The sequence below is a fragment of the Paeniglutamicibacter sp. NPDC091659 genome (assembly GCF_044756805.1).
Taxonomy (GTDB): domain Bacteria; phylum Actinomycetota; class Actinomycetes; order Actinomycetales; family Micrococcaceae; genus Paeniglutamicibacter.
The window spans coordinates 36238-53949 of record NZ_JBIVTO010000005.1; the positions used below are offsets into that span (position 1 = coordinate 36238).

Annotated in this window: 17 protein-coding genes and 2 tRNA genes; 2 read left to right on the forward strand and 17 right to left on the reverse strand. The window is 66.7% G+C overall.

Annotated features, from left to right (window positions below; translation table 11 throughout):
* Positions 1–32 precede the first annotated feature (32 nt).
* From ACIQLF_RS10610 to msrB, 10 genes are all read right to left on the reverse strand, one after another.
* Positions 33–509 carry a Rieske (2Fe-2S) protein gene (locus tag ACIQLF_RS10610; protein WP_400297839.1) on the reverse strand — a complete coding sequence of 159 codons (477 nt, stop codon included), beginning with the start codon at positions 507–509 and terminating at the stop codon, positions 33–35.
* Positions 510–545: 36 nt separating this feature from the next.
* Positions 546–977, reverse strand: a complete 432-nt coding sequence (locus ACIQLF_RS10615; protein ID WP_400297842.1) for a ubiquinol-cytochrome c reductase iron-sulfur subunit — start codon at positions 975–977, stop codon at positions 546–548.
* A gap of 138 nt (positions 978–1115) precedes the next feature.
* Positions 1116–3248 (reverse strand): 3-hydroxyacyl-CoA dehydrogenase NAD-binding domain-containing protein, encoded by a 2133-nt coding sequence (locus tag ACIQLF_RS10620; protein WP_400297844.1) that lies wholly within the window; start codon positions 3246–3248, stop codon positions 1116–1118.
* A 2-nt stretch (positions 3249–3250) separates the two neighbouring features.
* Positions 3251–4492, reverse strand: coding sequence for a thiolase family protein (locus ACIQLF_RS10625; protein ID WP_400297847.1), 1242 nt, complete (start codon positions 4490–4492; stop codon positions 3251–3253).
* A 163-nt stretch (positions 4493–4655) separates the two neighbouring features.
* The gene (locus tag ACIQLF_RS10630) at positions 4656–5966 is read right to left on the reverse strand and encodes an HRDC domain-containing protein (RefSeq protein ID WP_400297849.1); all 1311 of its coding nucleotides are present in this window, start codon (positions 5964–5966) and stop codon (positions 4656–4658) included.
* A gap of 68 nt (positions 5967–6034) precedes the next feature.
* Positions 6035–6673, reverse strand: coding sequence for a DUF3000 domain-containing protein (locus ACIQLF_RS10635; protein ID WP_400297851.1), 639 nt, complete (start codon positions 6671–6673; stop codon positions 6035–6037).
* 110 nt (positions 6674–6783) lie between these two features.
* Entirely contained in the window at positions 6784–7839 is a 1056-nt protein-coding gene (locus ACIQLF_RS10640; protein ID WP_400297854.1) for a threonine aldolase family protein, read from the reverse strand.
* A gap of 79 nt (positions 7840–7918) precedes the next feature.
* On the reverse strand, positions 7919–8647 hold the full coding sequence (locus ACIQLF_RS10645) for an SDR family NAD(P)-dependent oxidoreductase (protein ID WP_400297857.1): 729 nt from the start codon (positions 8645–8647) through the stop codon (positions 7919–7921).
* Positions 8648–8722: 75 nt separating this feature from the next.
* Positions 8723–10096, reverse strand: a complete 1374-nt coding sequence (locus ACIQLF_RS10650; RefSeq protein WP_400297859.1) for a DUF6421 family protein — start codon at positions 10094–10096, stop codon at positions 8723–8725.
* 219 nt (positions 10097–10315) lie between these two features.
* Positions 10316–10759 carry a peptide-methionine (R)-S-oxide reductase MsrB gene (gene msrB, locus ACIQLF_RS10655; RefSeq protein ID WP_400297861.1) on the reverse strand — a complete coding sequence of 148 codons (444 nt, stop codon included), beginning with the start codon at positions 10757–10759 and terminating at the stop codon, positions 10316–10318.
* 144 nt (positions 10760–10903) lie between these two features.
* On the opposite strand from msrB, the gene ACIQLF_RS10660 reads away from it, so the two are divergent.
* Positions 10904–12157: an alpha/beta fold hydrolase gene (locus ACIQLF_RS10660; protein WP_400297863.1), complete on the forward strand. Its 1254-nt coding sequence runs from the start codon at positions 10904–10906 to the stop codon at positions 12155–12157.
* Here the strand turns inward: ACIQLF_RS10660 and ybaK are convergent.
* From ybaK to ACIQLF_RS10675, 3 genes are all read right to left on the reverse strand, one after another.
* Positions 12154–12663 (reverse strand): Cys-tRNA(Pro) deacylase, encoded by a 510-nt coding sequence (gene ybaK, locus ACIQLF_RS10665; protein WP_400297866.1) that lies wholly within the window; start codon positions 12661–12663, stop codon positions 12154–12156. The two genes, ACIQLF_RS10660 and ybaK, sit on opposite strands and share 4 nt — an antisense overlap.
* Positions 12664–12758: 95 nt before the next feature.
* Positions 12759–13208 carry a SufE family protein gene (locus ACIQLF_RS10670; protein WP_400297869.1) on the reverse strand — a complete coding sequence of 150 codons (450 nt, stop codon included), beginning with the start codon at positions 13206–13208 and terminating at the stop codon, positions 12759–12761.
* A gap of 4 nt (positions 13209–13212) precedes the next feature.
* Positions 13213–14121, reverse strand: a complete 909-nt coding sequence (locus ACIQLF_RS10675) for a sulfurtransferase (protein ID WP_400297872.1) — start codon at positions 14119–14121, stop codon at positions 13213–13215.
* 261 nt (positions 14122–14382) lie between these two features.
* Between ACIQLF_RS10675 and zapE the strand changes: the two genes are divergently transcribed.
* On the forward strand, positions 14383–15420 hold the full coding sequence (zapE, locus tag ACIQLF_RS10680) for a cell division protein ZapE (RefSeq protein ID WP_400297875.1): 1038 nt from the start codon (positions 14383–14385) through the stop codon (positions 15418–15420).
* 96 nt (positions 15421–15516) lie between these two features.
* Here zapE and ACIQLF_RS10685 read toward each other — a convergent pair whose 3' ends face one another.
* The 4 genes from ACIQLF_RS10685 to ACIQLF_RS10700 all read right to left on the reverse strand — a co-directional run bounded on the left by ACIQLF_RS10685 (position 15517) and on the right by ACIQLF_RS10700 (position 17532).
* The gene (locus tag ACIQLF_RS10685; protein WP_400297877.1) at positions 15517–16713 is read right to left on the reverse strand and encodes a benzoate/H(+) symporter BenE family transporter; all 1197 of its coding nucleotides are present in this window, start codon (positions 16711–16713) and stop codon (positions 15517–15519) included.
* Between the two features lie 104 nt (positions 16714–16817).
* Positions 16818–17060, reverse strand: coding sequence for an antitoxin (locus tag ACIQLF_RS10690; RefSeq protein WP_400297880.1), 243 nt, complete (start codon positions 17058–17060; stop codon positions 16818–16820).
* Between the two features lie 294 nt (positions 17061–17354).
* A tRNA-Gly gene (locus ACIQLF_RS10695) sits at positions 17355–17427 on the reverse strand.
* Positions 17428–17460: 33 nt separating this feature from the next.
* Positions 17461–17532, reverse strand: a tRNA-Val gene (locus ACIQLF_RS10700).
* Between the last annotated feature and the right edge of the window lie 180 nt (positions 17533–17712).

The window sequence follows — 17712 nt, forward strand, 5'->3', positions numbered from 1 at the left end:
GGCAGCCAAGGCTCGGCATGGCGTAGTCGGACCTAGACGAAGATCAGCACGTCCTGGCCCGTGATCTGCGCGGCAATACGTTCCAGGGCGCCACGTGCCGGGCCGGCTATGGCCTTGCCATCCGCGGGCTGGAAGTAGGAGCCGTGGCAGGGACAGTAGAAGTCCTCTCCCTGGGGTGCCTTGGTGGTCACCGCACAACCCTGGTGGGTGCAAATGGCGGTGTAGGCCAGCACCGTCTTTTCGTTGGGGCGGAAGAGCAGGAAACCCGCGTCCTTGGTCTTTCCGTCGGCACCGGTCCGTGTCGCCGTGACGGAGAGCCGGGTACCGACCCCCAACTCCGAAAGCGTGGCCACGACGGTGCCCGCGCCGCTTGGTTCGGGCGGGGCAGAAGGGACGTTGTTCGGCGCTGCGGATGAGCCGTCGCCGCACGCTGCCAAGGCAACGGCGGCACCGGCCACCATGGTGGATCCAACAAAGGCACGACGGGTCTGTGGAGAAATGGAACTCATGCCCTCCATCATTCCACGGGTCGGCAGCAGGCCAGGCTACAGGTAGATCTTGACCTTGTCGCCTTCGATGCTTGTTGCGTATCTGGTCAGGGGCTTGTCCGCCGGTCCTTGGGCGACCGAGCCGTCCGCCTTCGAGAACTCGGAACCGTGGCACGGGCAGATGAAATTCGTGCTGTCACCGGTGCCCACCTTGCACCCCTGGTGTGTGCAAACGGAGGTGTAGGCCAGGACCGTCTTCTCATCGGGACGGTAGAGCAGGTAGTTGTGCCCGTTCACCGTCACGGAGGTGGTTCCCTGGACAGCAAGGCGGGACAGATCTGTGGCGTCGTACGCTGTGCCGGTGGGGGAAGGGACGGATTCGCCGGACTTGCCCTGCCCGCACGCCACCAAGGCGGCGGCGGCACCGGCCGCCAGGGAGGTGCCAAGAACAACCCTGCGTGTGGGCGACAAAGTGATGTTCTGTTTCATAAGCACAGTGTTGCGTACAAACGGCGCAACGTCGATGGATGGGTGAGGCGAAATCTTTTCGGAACCATTCCTGGCCGAAAACCACGTGTGGTCCGGAAGCCTGCGCTTCCGGACCACACGCAACCCAATGCCCGACGGCTAGGCCTGGTGGAACTTCTTCCCGTTGACCCGTTCGGAGGCGCCGACCTGGTCAAGGTACGGAGTGATGCCGCCCAGGTGCATCGGCCAGCCAGCGCCCATGATCATGCACAGGTCGATGTCCTCGGGACCCGCGACCACGCCCTCGGCCAGCATCAGGCCGATCTCCTGCGCCAGGGCGTCCTGGGTGCGGAGAAGCAGCTCGTCGGCCGTGCTGGGGTTCGAACCGAAGGACAGGAGCTCCAGCGTCGATTCGGGAATCTCCTGCCCGCCATCGGCCGTCGGGACCCAGAGCGACTTGATGCCGTTCTCGATCAGCACCTGCTGGTTGTCCGAGACGCGGAAGCGCTCGCCGAATGCCGCGTGCAGGGACCCCGACACGTGGTGCGCCACCGGGATGCCGACCATGGCCAGCAGGGTGAACGGCGTCATCGGCAGTCCCATGGGGCGCAGTGCCGTGTCCGCGACCGCGGCGTCCGTGCCGTCGTCGAAGGCGTTGGCCACCTCGCCCATCAGGCGCAGCAGGATGCGGTTGACGACGAACGCCGCCTCGTCCTTGACCAGCACGGAGGTCTTGCGCAGCGCCTTGCCCAGCGCGAACGCCGTGGCCAAGGCAACGTCGTTCGTGTGTTCGGTGCGCACGATCTCCAGCAGCGGCATCAAAGCCACCGGGTTGAAGAAGTGGAATCCGACCAGGCGCTCGGGGTGCGCCAGATCCCTGCCCATCTCCGTGACCGACAGCGAGGAAGTGTTGGTGGCCAGGATGCACTCGGGGGAGACGACGGCCTCCACCTCGGCGAAGACCTGCTTCTTGACGGCGAGTTCCTCGAAGACGGCCTCGATCACGAAGTCGGCATCTGCGAAGGCGTCCTTGGTGGCCGATCCGGTGACCAGGGCCTTGGTGCGGTTTGCCGCGTCGGGGGAGATGCGTCCCTTGGCCAGCTGCTTGTCGACCTCTCCGTGGATGTAGGCCAGGCCCTTGTCCACGCGTGCCTGGTCGATGTCGGTGATGACCACGGGCACCTTCAGGTTCTTGGCGAAGAGCAGCGCCAGCTGGCCGGCCATCAGGCCTGCTCCCACGACGCCGACCTTGGTGACGGGCCGGGCGAGCTTGGCGTCCGGAGCCCCGGCGGGGCGCTTGGAACGCTTCTGCGTCAGGTCCAGGAAGGAGTACACGGTGTTGTGGAAGGCGTTGGTCTGCATGAGCTCGGTGAGCGCGCCGATTTCCAGCTGCGCCGATTCGGCCTGGCTGATGCTTGCACCGGCCTCGAAGACCTCGATCACCTTGGCCGGTGCCGGGGCGGCGTTGGAGGTCTTGGCCTCGACGAACGCGCGCGCCTTGGCGGCGGCCGCAGCCCAGCGCTTGGCAACCTCGGGATCGGTGGCGGGGTCCACCGCATTGGGGCGCTTGACCTCGACGGTGCCTTCAAGCACGCCGCCGGCCCAGAGCAGCGACTGCTCCAGGAAGTCGGCGGGCCCGAAGAGGGCATCGGCGATGCCGATCTTGGCCGCGGCGGCGCCGTTGAGCGAGCGGTTGTTGTTCAGCGGGTTTTCGATCATGACGGTCATGGCGGCCTCCGGGCCAGTGAGCCGCGGCAGCCGGTAGACCCCGCCCCAGCCCGGGACCAGGCCGATGAAGGCCTCCGGCAGCCCGATGCCGTTGGCGCCCGAGGACACCGTCCGGTAGGTGCAGGCCAGGGCGATCTCCAGGCCGCCGCCCAGGGCGACGCCGTTGATGAAGGCGAAAGTCGGCACGCCCATCTCCGCGAGCAGGTCGTAGGCCGCATGCCCCAGGGTGGCCATGGCCGCGCCGTGCTCCGGGGAGGAGAGGTGCTTGACGCCGGACAGGTCCGCCCCGGCGACCAGGAAGTACGGCTTTCCGGTCACGGCCAGCGCGTCGATTTCCCCGGCCGTGGCGCGCGCCTTCTGTTCGGTGAGCACGCCGTGCAGCTCGATCAGCGTGCTGGGGCCCAGCGTCGTCGGCTTGGTGTGGTCAAGCCCGTTGTCCAGGGTCAGCAGCGCCAGCCGCCGGCCTCCGGGAAGGGCCACGTCGGTGACCAGCGAGTGGGTGACGATTTCATTGGGGATCGCCGCAGCAAGGGCGGAGAAATTTTCGATGGTGCCCTGGCTCATGGCTAGGCGTCCTTTCCAAAGTCGGCGTGGTGCGGGTTTTCCCAGACGACGGTGCCGCCCATGCCCAACCCGATGCACATGGTGGTCAGTCCGTAGCGGACCGAGGGGTCTTCCTCGAACTGGCGGGCCAGCTGAGTCATCAGCCGGACGCCGGAGGAGGCCAGCGGGTGGCCCACGGCGATGGCCCCGCCGTAGCGGTTCACGCGGTCATCCTCCTGGTCGATGCCGAAGTGGTCCAGGAAGGAGAGCACCTGGACGGCGAAGGCCTCGTTGATCTCGAACAGCCCGATGTCTTCGATGCCCAGCCCGGCCTGGGCCAGAGCCTTCTCGGTGGACGGGACCGGTCCGATGCCCATGACCTGCGGCTCGACCCCGGCGAAGGCGTAGGAGACCAGCCGCATCTTGACCGGCAGGCCGAGTTCCTCGGCGGCGTCGGCGCTGGCCAGGATCGCGGCCGTGGCGCCGTCGTTCAGGCCCGCGGCGTTGCCGGCGGTGACGCGCCCGTGGGCGCGGAAGGGGGTGCGCAGCTCGGCCAGCGAGTCCAGCGTGGTGCCGGGGCGCGGCGGCTCGTCGGTCGTGTGCAGCTTCCAGCCCTCCTCGGGGCGGCGGGCCGCGACGGGAACCAGGTCCGGCTGGATCTGTCCGGCGCGGTAGGCGGCGTCGAGCTTTTCCTGGGAAGCGACGGCGTAGCGGTCGGCACGTTCCTTGGTGATGGCAGGGAAGCGGTCGTGCAGGTTCTCCGCGGTGTTGCCCATGTTCAGGGCCGCGGGGTCCACGATGCGCTCGGAGAGGAAGCGCGGGTTGGGGTCCGCGCCGGCACCCATCGGGTGGTTGCCCATGTGCTCCACGCCGCCGGCGATGACCACGTCGTAGGCGCCGAAGGCGATGGACCCCGCCGTGGTGGTCACCGCGGTCATGGCCCCGGCGCACATGCGGTCGATGGCGAAGCCGGGCACCGACTGGGGCAGCCCGGCCAGCAGCGCGGCGGTGCGCCCGATGGTTAGGCCCTGGTCGCCAGTCTGCGTGGTGGCGGCGATGGCCACCTCGTCGATGCGTTCGGCCGGCAGCGAGGGGTTGCGGCGCATCAGGTCGCGGATGCACTTGACGATGAGGTCGTCGGCGCGGGTGCCGTGGTAGATCCCCTTGTCCCCGGCCTTGCCGAAGGGGGTGCGGACGCCGTCGACGAAGACGACATCGCGGACCTGGCGCGTGGCCTGGCGGGTGTTCACTGACTGTGGGCTCACCGGTGCTCCTTGCATTGCGGGGGTGGAATGTGATCCACCCCATACGCTACTGGTCGGTAACTTGGAGTGCAAGTGCAACGCGGGACAAGAACGGCGGGCCGCGTCCGGGCATGAAAAAACCGGCATCCCCGCGGTGGTGCCGCGGGGATGCCGGTCGAGGCGTTTAGCGCGCGGCCAGCTTGTCAGGATCCAGCAGGGCCACGGTGATCACCGGGGCCACCAGGTCGATCTGCCACTGGCGGGCGCCGAGCTCGCGCAGTGCCTCGGTCACGGTGTCCAGGTCGATCTCCGCCGGCGGCTTCCAGCACAGGCGGCGCAGGTAGTCGGGGGTCAGCAGGTTCTCCAGCGGGATGTTCCAGACCTCGGCGGTGCGCGTGATCCGGGACTTTGCGGTCTGCAGGCGCGCGGCGGCAACGGGGTCCTTGTCGGCCCAGACGCGCGGCGGCGGCGGTGCGTTGGACGGCACCTGGTTCGGCGGCAGGTCCGTGGAGAAGCGTGCGTCCTGCAGGGCGCGCAACCAGCGCGGGGCGTCCTTGGCGGCCGAGCGGCCGTGGAAACCCGGGGTCTTCAGCAGCGCCGGGACGCTGGTGGGCATGGCCTTGGCGGCCGCGACCAGCGCGGAGTCCGGGATCAGCCGGCCGGGGGCGACGTCGCGGCTGCGTGCCAACGCCTCGCGGGCCTCCCACAGGTTCTTGACCGCGGCAAGGGTCTTGCGGTCGCGGATCTGGTGCAGCCCGGAGGTGCGGCGCCACGGGTCGGTGCGCGGGGGAGCGGTCGGAGCCGTGCGCACGGCCTCGAATTCCTGCTCGGCGAAATCGAGCTTGTCGCCGGCCTCGAGGATCTTGATGAGCTCCTCGCGCAGCACGTCCAGCACCTCGACGTCCAGGGCCGCGTAGCGCAGCCACGGCTCGGGAAGCGGGCGGGTCGACCAGTCGGCGGCCGAGTGTTCCTTGGCCAGGCGCAGCCCCAGCAGCGACTCGACGGCCGGGCCCAGGCCCACGCGCGGCAGTCCGGCGATGCGTGCCGCGAGTTCGGTGTCGAAGAGCCGTGCCGGTGCCATGCCGAGCTCGGCCAGGCACGGAAGGTCCTGGGACGCAGCGTGCAGGATCCAGGTCTCGTTGCCGATGGCTTCCTGGATCTCGTCAAGGTTCTCGAACGGTTCGGGGTCGATCAACCAGGTGCCCGAACCTTCGCGGCGCAACTGGACCAGGAAGGCGCGCTGGCCGTAGCGGAAGCCGGAGGCACGCTCGGCGTCGACGGAAACCGGGCCGGTGCCCGCGGCAATGGCGCGCGCGGCACGCTTGAGCCCGGGAACCGTGATGATGACCTCGGGGACGCCGTCGCGCGGGGTGTCCAGCAATGTCGGTTCGGCAACAACCTCCCCGGCCTGTGGTTCTGTCGACTCCTGGGATGCGGCGTCGAGGCTGGGGGCATCTGTTGCGCCGGGGCGCTGGGCGTGTTCGGTACGGGTCATGGTGCATCCAATTCTAGTACCGAATCAGGCGCAGGGGGATTTGGCGGCCACGCGGGCCGTTCGGCCCCTTAGGAAAAGCGGCGGTGCGGCAGCGCCGTGACGCCGCTGGGCAGCGGGGGCAGCCCGGCAAAGGTGCAGACCATTTCCGCCCACGCCTCAAGGTGCGCCGAGATGTTCCCGTCTCCGGGGGTCCAGGACGCGCGCAGTTCGATGTCGATGGTGTCGTTGCGGTCGGCAAGGGTTCCGTAGCTCTCCGAGAGCACGCGGGTGGCGGTGCCTCCGGCCTGGCGGTATTCGGCCCCGGACTCGGTGAGCGCGTCGACCAGCCAGGTCCAGGCCACCGAGCCGAGCATGGCGTCGTTGCCCATTTCGGACTCCATGCGGGCCCTGATGTAGGTCACGATGCGGAAGTCGCCGTCCCAGAGTGCGGATCCGGCCGGGTCGTGCAGCAGGATGAAGCGGCCGGTGGCGAGCTCCTCCCCGTGGATCACCGGGTGCGGATCGGTTCCCGTCCTGCCCGCGCCCAGGGCGCTGCGCGGCACGCGCTCGTGGACGTCGGCGGCCAACGCCAGGGCGTAGGGGGCAAGCCGTGCCGGTGCCGGAATCTCTTCCAGGCGTAGCTCGCTGCGGCAGCCGGTTCGGCGCACCGCGGCCAGCGCTTCGAGGAAGGCTGGCGGCACTACTGATATCGGTCCATGGGAGCTCACATGGCGAGTCTAAAGTGCCGCGGCGCTTTGTTGCGTCAAGGCACGCCGGGAGGGGATTGATCGTGTCCCGCCCTCCCGGCGCCGTGCGGTTGCCGCGGGGACGGCAGTGCCTAGAGCGCTGCCATTTCTTCCTTGAGCGCCGCGACAAAGGCGTCGATGTCGGCCTCGGTGTTGTCGAAGGAGCACATCCAGCGGACCTGGCCCGCGGCGCGGTCCCAGTCGTAGAAGCGGAAGCGCTCGCGCAGCGCGTCGGCCGCGGCGTTGGGCAGCGCGGCAAAGACGCCGTTGGCCTGCGTCGGGTAGACAAGCTCCACGCCGTCCACCAGTTCCACCGCGGCGCTGAGCTTCGCGGCCATGGCGTTGGCGTGGGCGGCCGAACGCAGCCAGAGGTCCCCGTCGTACAGGGCCAGCAGCTGGGCGGAAATGAAGCGCATCTTGGAGGCGAGCTGCATGTTCATCTTGCGCAGGTACTTCATCGAATCGGCCGGGCCGGGGGACAGCGTGACGATGCCCTCGCCGAAGATGATGCCGTTCTTGGTGCCGCCCAGGGACAGGATGTCGATCCCGGTGCCTGCGGTCATCTCGCCCAGGCCGACGCCGAGCGCGGCCGCTGCGTTGGAGATCCGGGCGCCGTCCATGTGTACGCGCATGCCCAGCGAGTGGGAGTGGGCGGTGATGGCGCGCAGCTCCTCGAGCGTGTACAGGGTGCCGAGTTCGGTGGACTGGGTCAGCGAGACGGCAAGCGGCTGGGCGCGGTGCTCGTCGCCCCAGCCCCAGGCCTCGCGGTCGATCAGCTCCGGGGTGAGCTTGCCGTCCGGGGTCGGCACCGAGAGCAGCTTCATGCCACCCACGCGTTCAGGGGCGCCGTTCTCGTCGGAGTTGATGTGGGCGGTGGCGGCGCAGATGACCGCACCCCAGCGCGGCAGCATCGACTGCAGGGCCGTGACATTGGCGCCGGTGCCGTTGAAGACCGGGAAGATCGTGGCCTCCGGGCCGAAGTGCCCTTTGACGACCTCGCCGAGCCGTTCGGTGTACTGGTCCTCGCCGTAGGAGACCTGGTGGCCGCCGTTGGCCTCGGCCAGTGCCGCAAGCACCTCCGGGTGGATGCCGGAGTAGTTGTCGGAGGCGAAGCCGCGCACCGAGGTGTCGTGCAGGGGGGAAGTCACGGGGAAAGGTCCTAACTGGTCAAAAGTGTAGATGGCATGGGCAAAAAGCCCGTGCGTCCGTAAAAGTGTAACGCCGCTCTCAGAGCGCGGGCAGCAGGATGCGTGCCCCGTTGAGCGTGGCGGCGTCGGTGGTGAAGAGGGAAACCGCTGCGGCGCCGAGCGCGGCGACGTCGGTGAAGCCCGCGACATTGCGTTCGGGGTGGGCCGCCCGGGTGGCCTCGTCGCTGAAGGCCTTGATGACCCAGCGCACCGCGGCGGCGCGCTGGGGTTCCGGGGCCGCTTTGTTCCCCGATTGCGCGGCCGTCATGGCGGCGGCGACGGAACGCATCCAGGCCTCGGCGCCGGCCTTGGCGGTGGTGTAGTTTGCGTTGGACCCGCTGGGCGCGTCCACGGCGGTGGCACTGACGATCGCCACGCGGCCGCGCGGGGATGCCAGGAGGTCCTCATGGAACACCCGGGTGGTGTTGCGCAGCGTCGTGATGATCTGGGCGTGCAGGAAGTCGGCGTCGTCGTCCGACTGCCCGGCCAGCCCCTTGCCGCCACGCCAGCCGCCGACCAGGTGCAGCAGCCCGTCGATGCGGCCGCGTTCGGTGTCGATGAGCTGGTGCATCTCGGTGACGGCCGCGTGGTTGGCCAAGTCAACCTCGTAGCGCCCGTGCACAAAGGGCAGGCGTTCGGCGAGCCGGTCCGCGTTGGAGCCTGCCGCCAGGACGGTGGCCCCGGCGTCGCACAGGGCGCGGGCGGCCGCGACACCGGCCGGGGAGGTTGCCCCGGCGATGAGTACTGTCAGATCGGATAACGTAGCCATGATCGAGAGTGTAGACCTCACATGTAGCTGTGGTGCAAGGGTCCCGCGAGGGACCCTTGCACCACAGGAGGGGGATTAGAGTGCGCTGGTGCCGGTCATGCCGATGGTGGACTCGATGACGGGGGTCATCTTCTTGCCCAGGGCCTCGTAGAACATCGAGAGCGGGAACTCGTCGTCCAGCACCTGGTCGGTCATCTCGCGCAGCGGCGCGGTCAGCGGCAGGGCGTCGGGGCCCTTGGCCCAGACCGAGGCCGGGTGCGGGGTCAGCGTGGCCGAGACCAGCTCGTAGGCGGCGAGCCAGTGGGCGATCTTCGGGCGGTCGATCGAACGCCAGTACAGCTCGTCGATGGCGTCGCCGAGTGCGGAGACCACGGCCGGGACCGCGTCCCAGTCGATGGCCAGCTTGGTGTCGGTCCAGTGCAGCACGTGGTGCTGGTGCATCCACGCGAAGAGCAGCTGTCCGCCGACGGCGTCGTAGTTGCGGTGGCGGGTGCCGGTGATTGCGAAGCGGAAGATGCGGTCGAAGATCACCGCGTACTGGACCAGCTTGGCGTGGTGGCGGGTCGCCTCGTCCTGGGACTCGTCGCCCTGGATCTTCACGCATTCGCGGAAGGCGGTCAGGTCGCAGCGCAGTTCCTCCAGCGAGTACAGGAAGTACGGCATGCGCTGCTTGATCATGAACGGGTCGAAGGGCAGGTCCCCGCGCATGTGGGTGCGGTCGTGGATCAGGTCCCACATCACGAAGGTTTCCTCGGTCAGCGACTGGTCGCCGAGCATTGCCGCCGCGTCGGCGGGCAGTTCGAGGTTGGTGATCTCCGCGGCGGCCTTGAGCACGCGGCGGAAGCGTGCGGCCTCGCGGTCCTGGAAGATGGCGCCCCAGGTGAAGGACGGGGTTTCGCGGATCGCGACGGATTCGGGGAAGAGCACCGCGGAGTTGGTGTCGTAGCCCGGGGTGAAGTCCAGGAAGCGCAGCGGAACGAAGAGCTTGTTGCCGTAGTCCCCGGCCTCGAGCGCACCGATGAACTCGGGCCAGATGACCTCGACGAGCACGGCCTCGAGCAACCGGTTGGTGGAGCCGTTCTGCGTGTACATGGGGAAGAGGACCAGGTGGCGCAGTCCGTCCTCGCGCTGGGTCTGCGGCTGGAAGCCCATCAGGGAATCCAGGAAGTCGGGCACGCCGAAGCCCGCCGAGCGCCAGGCGTTCAGGTCCCGGACGAGGGCTTCGAGGTACTCGGCGTCGTGCGGGAACTGGGGCGCAAGGGTGTGGACCGCCTCGACGATCGATTCGACCAGTTCGGCCGCGTGGGCGTGGTCGGTTGCCTCGGGCACCGATCCATCCTTGACCTGGAGGGTCTGGAACTCGGTCGCGGCTAGCTTGAGGGTAGTCCAGGCTTCGGAGGATACGAGCTCGGAGTTTGACAGCGGCTTGGGAAGAGTCGCGTGGGTCATGATCTGACACCCCTTTCGGTGCGGATGGGCGTGCCGCGGGTTGCTCCGCGGCCTTCTGTATCCAGCCTACTGAGATGCGATGGTTGCTGATCGAAAATATGCCCTAGCGTAAGTATTTTTAACGCTCCGAACCGTTGTGAAGCCCCAAGGTGCGACTCGGGGGAATGCTCGGGCGGGAACGGCCGGCCGCCGACCGGTCCCGCCCGGCAAAATAGGACGCTACTTGGCGGTTTTCAGCCGAAGGGAGACCGAGTTCATGCAATAGCGCTGGTCGGTGGGCGTATTGAAGCCCTCGCCCTCGAAAACGTGGCCAAGGTGCGAATCGCAGGCGGCGCAGCGAACCTCGACCCGGGCCATGCCGAGGGTCGAATCGCGGATGTACCGGACGCGGTCCTCGGCCAGCGGCGCGAAGAAGGACGGCCAGCCGCAGCCGGCGTCGAACTTTGCGTTGCTGGTGAAGAGCTCCTGGCCGCAGGCACGGCAGGCATAGACGCCCTCCGTCTTGGTGTCCCAGTACTCCCCGGTGAACGGGCGCTCGGTGCCGGCCTTGCGAAGCACCCGGAATTCGTCGGGGGTCAGCTCGCTGCGCCATTGTTCCTCGGTCTTTTTCACCGCGGGCTCCTCAGGAGCCGGGGAATTCTCTGAATGCTGGCTATCGCTCATGATGTGTTCAACACGGCACAGGCCGTGGTCATTCCCGGAATCAACGCTCGTTGGCCGGCGGGGATCCGCTGCCGCCGGAGATTCGAGCGGAGAAAAGCCGCACGGCCGCAAGGCAGCGGTGCAAAGATTTGCGATGATGTAACCATGATGGCAAAACAAGCACCGCGTCTGCCGCGTACCAAGTCAACGGGCAAGGGCCTGAGCATTGCACTATTGGGTGTCGGCGTGGGCGCCGCTGCCGGATCGTTGTTCGCCGGCAGTGTCTCGGCCCTGGCCGCGTATTTTGCCCGTCGGGTGGTCACCCCCAACGCGGTGCCGGAGGAGAGCCTGGCCATCCTGGCCGTGGTCCCGACCGACGATGGCCAGGACATCATCCTTCCCGCCAACAAGGACTCGACGGCCCCGGGCCGGTATTCGCTTTTCTTCTCGGCCGACCGCGGGCACGCGCGCCTCGGCGAACCCAAGGGATACCGCACCGGCGACGGCACCGTCACCCGCCCGGTGGAGAAGGTCTACTCGGGCGACCTTTCCGCCGCGGTGCGCGGCAGGCTTTCCGGCGTCGTCTTCAATTCGCCGGCCGACGTCGGCGTGGAATACACCGAGATCGAGATTCCCACGGAAAACGGGGGAGCCCCGGCATGGTTTGTCGCGGGCACCGACCGGGCCGACACCTGGGCGATCTGCGTGCACGGGCGCGGGGCCAACCGCAAGGAAGGAATCCGGGCCCTTCCCACGCTGGGCGACCTGGGGCTTAGCGCGCTGCTGGTCTCGTACCGCAACGACGGGGTCGCCCCGGCCGCGGTCGACGGGCGCTACGGCCTGGGGGCCACGGAATGGCCGGACGTCGATGCGGCGATCGACTATGCGCTTTCCCGGGGTGCCAGGGAAGTCATGCTCTTCGGCTGGTCCATGGGAGGTGCGGTGGGGCTCCAAGCCGCCGACAGGTCGGGCAACGCCCGCAGCATTTCGGCGATGGTGCTTGACGGCCCGGTGATCAATTGGATCGACGTGCTCTCCCACCAGGCCAAGCTCAACCGGATCCCGGAGGCCGTGGGAAGGTTCGGCCAATGGCTGCTCAGCAACAAGGCCGGCCGGTGGATGACGGGGTTGGCCGCGCCGCTGGACCTCAAGGAACTGAATTGGGTCGAACGGCACGACCAGCTGCGCATCCCGACGCTCATCATGCACAGCGAGGACGACGACTTCGTGCCCATCGGCCCCTCGGAGCAGCTGGCCGAGCTCAACCCGGAAACGGTGGTCCTGAAGCGGTTCACCCGGGCAGGACACACCCGCGAATGGAACGTCGATCCCGAACGCTGGGACCGGGAGGTCAAGGATTTCGTGGGCGCGGTGCTGAACTCGACCCGGCCGGGGGAGCCCGCCGAAGTGGGAGGTTAGCGGTGGGCGATGTGCGCGAGCTGGGCGTCTGTCAGGCGCTGCAGGTCCGTCGGCGCCAGCTCGATGTCCAGGCCGCGGTGCCCTCCCGAAACGTAGATCGTTTCATGGGCCATCGCGCTTGAGTCGAGGATCGTTCGCGAATGCTGCCGCTGGCCCAGCGGCGAAATGCCGCCCACCACGTATCCGGTGCGGCGTTCGGCGGCCACCGGATCGGCCATTTCAACCTTCTTGATGCCCAGCGCGGAGGCTATCGCCTTCAGGTCCAGGGACTGGTCGACGGGCACGATGCCCACCACCAAGGCCGAGGCGCCTTGTTCTCCCGTGGCGACCAGCAGGGTCTTGAACACCCGGTTCGGTGCCACGCCCAGGGCCTCGGCGGCCTCCAAGCCGAAGGAATCCGCGGCCGGATCGTGGGTGTAGGGGTGCAGCGTGTAGTCGACTTTTTCGCGGTCCAGCAGGGTGGTTGCCGGGGTGCCGGCCGCTGCGTGGCTTTTCTTCTTTGTCATCGCCTGTTCCTCAAGAAGGGTTTGGGCAACGGCCTGCGCCGATGCCCAAACTCGATTCCCGTCACGGTGAATGGCGTGTGCCGCCACCGGTGTTGCTACTCGTTGGACGCCGCGAGGCGTTCGTTCACCTGTCGCTTTATGCGTGCCAGCATTGCAGTCATGCCGCGCAAACGCAATGGAGTCAGCGCGCGGGTGAGCCCCAACCGGTTGGGCATGTCATCCGGAATGGACAGCACCGCTGCCGCGGGAAGCCCGTCGAGCCCCTGGTGCAGGATCGAGGCGAAGCCGCGCGTGGTGGGTGCCTCCGGCGGGGCGGAGAAGAACAGCGAGACGTTTTGCTCGCCGGCAGGCTCGACCTCGATGGCCAGGAACAGCGGGGTTTGGCACTCGACGACCTGTTCGAGCAGGTCAGGGTGGTCGGCCAGGTGCTGCGGCAGCGCGGGGAGTTCGTCGGAGAATTCCAGCAGGAGTTCCAGGCGCTCGCGTTCGGTGACGGCCTGGAAGTCGTCGACGATTTCGGCAAGTTCCTTGGGAAGGTCGCTCATGGGATTATGCTCCAATGCCTGCGGGTACGGCACCGGGTTCCGAGCCCTTGACGATGGGAACGCGCACGGCATTGCCCCACTCGGTCCAGGAACCGTCGTAGTTGCGCACGTCCTCGAAGCCGAGCAGGAACTGCAGGGCGAACCACGTGTGGCTGGAACGCTCGCCGATGCGGCAGTACGTGATGACCTTGTCACCGGGGGTCAGCCCGGCCTTGCCGAGGTAGACCTCCTCGAGCTCCTCGCGTGAGCGGAAGGTTCCGTCCTCGGCTGCGGCCAGGGCCCACGGCACGGACGCGGCCGACGGGATGTGCCCGCCGCGCAGCGCGCCTTCCTCCGGGTAGGCGGGCATGTGGGTGCGTTCGCCGCTGTATTCCTCGGCGGAACGGACATCGATCATCGGATTGCCGAAGTGCTCAAGCACCTGTGGCAGGAAAGCGCGGATGGTGCTGTCGTCGCGGGTGACCACCGGGTAGTCGGTGGGGACAACCATGGGCTTTTCGCGGGTGATTTCCCGGCCCTCGGCGATCCACTTGTCGCGGCCGCCGTCGAGCAGGCGGACATCCTCGTGGCCGAAGAGCGTGAAGACCCACAGCGCGTAGGCGGCCCACCAGTTCGACTTGTCGCCGTAGATCACCACGGTGCTGTCGCGGCTGATGCCCTTGGAGGACATCAGCGCGGCGAAGGCCTCGCCGTCGACGTAGTCGCGGGTGTCCTCGTCGTTCAGGTCGGTGTGCCAGTCGATCTTGATGGCGTTGGGGATGTGGCCGGTGTCGTAGAGCAGGAAATCCTCGTTGGACTCGACAATGACCAGGCCCGGGGTGGTGAGGTTTGCCGCCAGCCACTGGGTGGACACCAGCCGTTCCGGATGGGCATAGCTGGCGAACCGGGGATCGGCGTCGATGGGCAGGCTCATGATGAATTGACCTCGCAACAAGAAATATCGGGAAAAAGTGCTTCACCACCAGCCTAGCGATCCGGGACGGGCCATGGTGGGGGAGGCTGTCATCTTGTGCCATATTTCGCTTCCAGCGTCCGTGTATGCGGCAGCGGAGGGGCATCGGCGTGCGATGAGTCTCATATGCTGGTTGCCGATTCACTTGGCGGTAAAATAGCGGGGGCGTGATTCCGCGCGCCGATCACCACCACACCTCGAAGCTAAGGACCGTTCCGCCGTATGGCCACGATTGCGCATCTTTCCCAACGGACCCCAACGGTCTCGATTGAAGAGCTGCTTGCCGGCTTCCACCCGTCCTACCGTTTCGGCGAGGTGTCGTTCGAGACCTACCGCCCGGATCCGTCGGCACCGTCCCAGGCCGAGGCCGTCACCAAGCTCAAGCACTTCGCCAGCCACATCGGCGCCTCCAAGGGCGGCCTCCTGGGCAAGCTCTTCGGCAAGAAGAAGACCCACAAGTCGGGCATCTACCTCGACGGCGGATTCGGCGTCGGCAAGACCCACCTGCTTGCCTCGCTGTGGCACCTGGCCCCGGGCCGCAAGGCCTTCGGCACCTTCGTCGAATACACCAATTTGGTTGGCGCGCTTTCCTTCCGCCAGACGGTCGAGGTGCTCAGCACCTACTCGCTGGTCTGCATCGATGAATTCGAGCTGGACGATCCGGGGGACACCGTGCTGATGTCCCGCCTCATGCGCGAGCTTTCCGATGCCGGCGTGAAGATAGCGGCGACCTCCAACACGCTTCCCGGCGCCCTGGGCGAGGGCCGCTTCGCCGCGGTCGACTTCCAGCGCGAAATCAAGGTCCTGGCCGAACAGTTCGACGTGCACCGCGTCGACGGCGTCGACTTCCGCCACCGCGGACTGCCCGACGCGCCGGATCCGCTGGAGGATTCGGCCATCGAGGTGTTCGCCAAGGAACGCTACGGCGACAAGACCTTTGCCATCGACGAATTCTCCGAGCTGGCGGAGCACCTCTCCAAGGTCCACCCCAGCCGCTACCGTGCATTGATCGGCGACACCGACGTGCTGGTGCTGCACAACGTCGAAACGATCACCGAGCAGTCCGTTGCCCTGCGCTTCGTCGTGCTGGCCGACCGCCTGTATGACAAGGACGTGCCGATCGTTGCCTCCGGCAAGCCGTTCAGCGAGCTCTTCACCCCGGAAATGATGGCCGGCGGCTACCAGAAGAAGTACTTCCGCGCCGTCTCCCGCCTGACCGCACTGGCCCGCGAAGGCCAGGCCGGGGAGCCCGCACTCTAGGGAAAGCCCGCCCGGGAAATGACGAAGGCCGCGTTGCCCATGCACTCGATGCATGGGCAACGCGGCCTTTTCGCGCCAGGAATGTGCGCCGTGGGCTCAGCCGCGCTTCCGCTCGATGAGGAAACGCAGGGCCAAGCCGGCCAACAGAGCCCAGAAGGCGCCGCCGATGCCGGCGAAGCTGAGCCCGGACCCGGCGATCAGGAATGCGACCAACGAGCTCATGCGGCTCGACGGGTCCGCCAGCGCTGAAGATGCGGCCGTGCCCAGGGTTCCCAGGAGCGCCAATCCGGCCGCTGCTTCAAGGAGGCCCGCGGGGCTGGCGGATGCCAACGCCGTGATGGCCGCCGACGCCAGACCCAGCAGGATGTAGAAGCCGCCCGAGGAAACCGCTGCGATCCAGCGCCTGGAGCGGTCCTCGCCGGCTTCTTCGCCTGCGGCAAGTGCCGCGGAGATTGCGGCCAGGTTGATTGCATGGCCGCCAAAAATCCCCGCTATCGAGGTTCCGATGCCGGTACTGAGCATCGATGCACGCCACGGCGTTTCATAGTCGAAGCTCGCCAGCACCGCCACGCCGGGGACGTTCTGCGAGGCCATGGTCACGACAAACAGCGGCAAGGTGATTCCCGTGAATGCCTCGATGCTGAACGCCGGGGCGGTGAAGACGAGGCTCGGCAGCAGTTCACCCATGGCACCGGATTCGGAGGCCTGTCCCATGGTGATTCCCGCGAGGGCCAACGCGGTGGCCATCGCGGCCGGAACCGCCCATCGGGGACTGAAGCGCAGGAAGACCAGCCACACCAGGATCACCGGGGCAACGTAAAGCGGGATGTCCGAAAGTGCCACAAAAGGGGCCAGACAGAGCTTGAGCAGCACGCCGGCAAGCATCGCCTGGGCCAGGGGGACCGGTATGGAAGCCAGCAGCCTTCCCAGCCAGGGGATCGCACCGGTTGCGGCAATCAGCACACCGGTCATGATGAATGCGCCGACCGCCTCGTTCCACCCCAGGTTGAGGCCCGCCGCCCCAACCAAGAGGGCGGCACCCGGGGTCGACCACGCGGTGGTGATGGGCCGTTTGGTGAACCATGCGAGGCCGATCGCGCAAATGGCGAACGTGATGGTGAGCGCAAAAAGGCCGGAGGCCGCCTGAGCGTCGGTGGCGCCCACGGCCTTGAGTCCGGTCAGGACGACGGCAAACGATGAGGTGTATCCGACAAGGGCCGTGACCAGGCCCGCCATGATCGGTTGCATCGTGCTCGAACGCCGTGCGGGGCTCTGCTGAACGGTATGGGTCAAGGTGTAACTTTCTTCAAAAACAACAAGTGCTGGTTCTGCCTCACGGCAGTACCAGCACCCGTTTGTCGTGCCTACGGCACAAGTCCTACATGGATTGGAGGAGACTAGGCGGTCGGAGCCTGATCAGTCGGAGCCTGGTCGTCACCATCGACCTTGTCGAGGAGACCCTTGGCGCCATCCTGGACCTTGTCCACGTGCTCGGCGAACTTGCCGCCGGTCTTTTCGTCGATAAAGTCGCCGGCCTGGTCAATGCCACCGCTGATCTTCTCCGAGTTGTGGTGAATCAGTTCGGTGGCCTTGTCCTTCAATTCTTCGGCCTTGCCCTTCAGCTCGTCAAAAATAGACAAAAGGCACCTCCTCTCAATTTTGGGGGCTAGGCATGCCCCCGACTGAGATTCATCCTATGTGCAATAAGCCACAATTCAACAGGCCACACGCCGAAATTTGCGACAACCGGCATCAGATGCGCCATGGCGCGTCACTAATTGCGGGCTGCATCCACGTGAGCGGCCACAATGCACGGAAACAATTGCGCTGACCGGAAACGCCGGAAATTCGGGCTGTGTGATGCAGGGGGAGCCGGGGAACGGCTTAACGGAAAAAGCCGCTCGGTTCCGAAGAACCGAGCGGCTTTTATTCCGAGTGGACAACGAGGTTCGAACTCGCGACCTCAACCTTGGCAAGGTTGCGCTCTACCAGCTGAGCTATGTCCACATGAACGATCGATACAAATAGTATAGATCGTTGTGGGCGATACTGGGTTCGAACCAGTGACCTCTTCCGTGTCAGGGAAGCGCGCTACCGCTGCGCCAATCGCCCAAAGTTGCTGCACCTGAACTCTACATTGAATTACTGTTCGATCAAATCGAAGGGAACCAACTGCGTGAATCCAGGTACTGCTTTGCTTCTTTGGAAAGCCAAAGAATAAGGACCCCTCTTCGAAAGAATTGAGGTCCATATTTCTTGGAGTGGACAACGAGGTTCGAACTCGCGACCTCG

What these genes read in the sequence shown, in the direction of transcription:
- ACIQLF_RS10615 (WP_400297842.1), bottom strand. Translation starts at nt 977, where the DNA reads ATGAAACAGAACATCACTTTGTCGCCCACACGCAGGGTTGTTCTTGGC.
- zapE (WP_400297875.1), top strand. Translation starts at nt 14,383, where the DNA reads ATGGCCACGATTGCGCATCTTTCCCAACGGACCCCAACGGTCTCGATT.
- ACIQLF_RS10675 (WP_400297872.1), bottom strand. Translation starts at nt 14,121, where the DNA reads ATGAGCCTGCCCATCGACGCCGATCCCCGGTTCGCCAGCTATGCCCAT.
- msrB (WP_400297861.1), bottom strand. Translation starts at nt 10,759, where the DNA reads ATGAGCGATAGCCAGCATTCAGAGAATTCCCCGGCTCCTGAGGAGCCC.
- ACIQLF_RS10630 (WP_400297849.1), bottom strand. Translation starts at nt 5,966, where the DNA reads ATGACCCGTACCGAACACGCCCAGCGCCCCGGCGCAACAGATGCCCCC.
- ACIQLF_RS10660 (WP_400297863.1), top strand. Translation starts at nt 10,904, where the DNA reads ATGATGGCAAAACAAGCACCGCGTCTGCCGCGTACCAAGTCAACGGGC.
- ACIQLF_RS10645 (WP_400297857.1), bottom strand. Translation starts at nt 8,647, where the DNA reads ATGGCTACGTTATCCGATCTGACAGTACTCATCGCCGGGGCAACCTCC.
- ACIQLF_RS10620 (WP_400297844.1), bottom strand. Translation starts at nt 3,248, where the DNA reads ATGAGCCAGGGCACCATCGAAAATTTCTCCGCCCTTGCTGCGGCGATC.
- ybaK (WP_400297866.1), bottom strand. Translation starts at nt 12,663, where the DNA reads ATGACAAAGAAGAAAAGCCACGCAGCGGCCGGCACCCCGGCAACCACC.
- ACIQLF_RS10610 (WP_400297839.1), bottom strand. Translation starts at nt 509, where the DNA reads ATGAGTTCCATTTCTCCACAGACCCGTCGTGCCTTTGTTGGATCCACC.
- ACIQLF_RS10670 (WP_400297869.1), bottom strand. Translation starts at nt 13,208, where the DNA reads ATGAGCGACCTTCCCAAGGAACTTGCCGAAATCGTCGACGACTTCCAG.
- ACIQLF_RS10650 (WP_400297859.1), bottom strand. Translation starts at nt 10,096, where the DNA reads ATGACCCACGCGACTCTTCCCAAGCCGCTGTCAAACTCCGAGCTCGTA.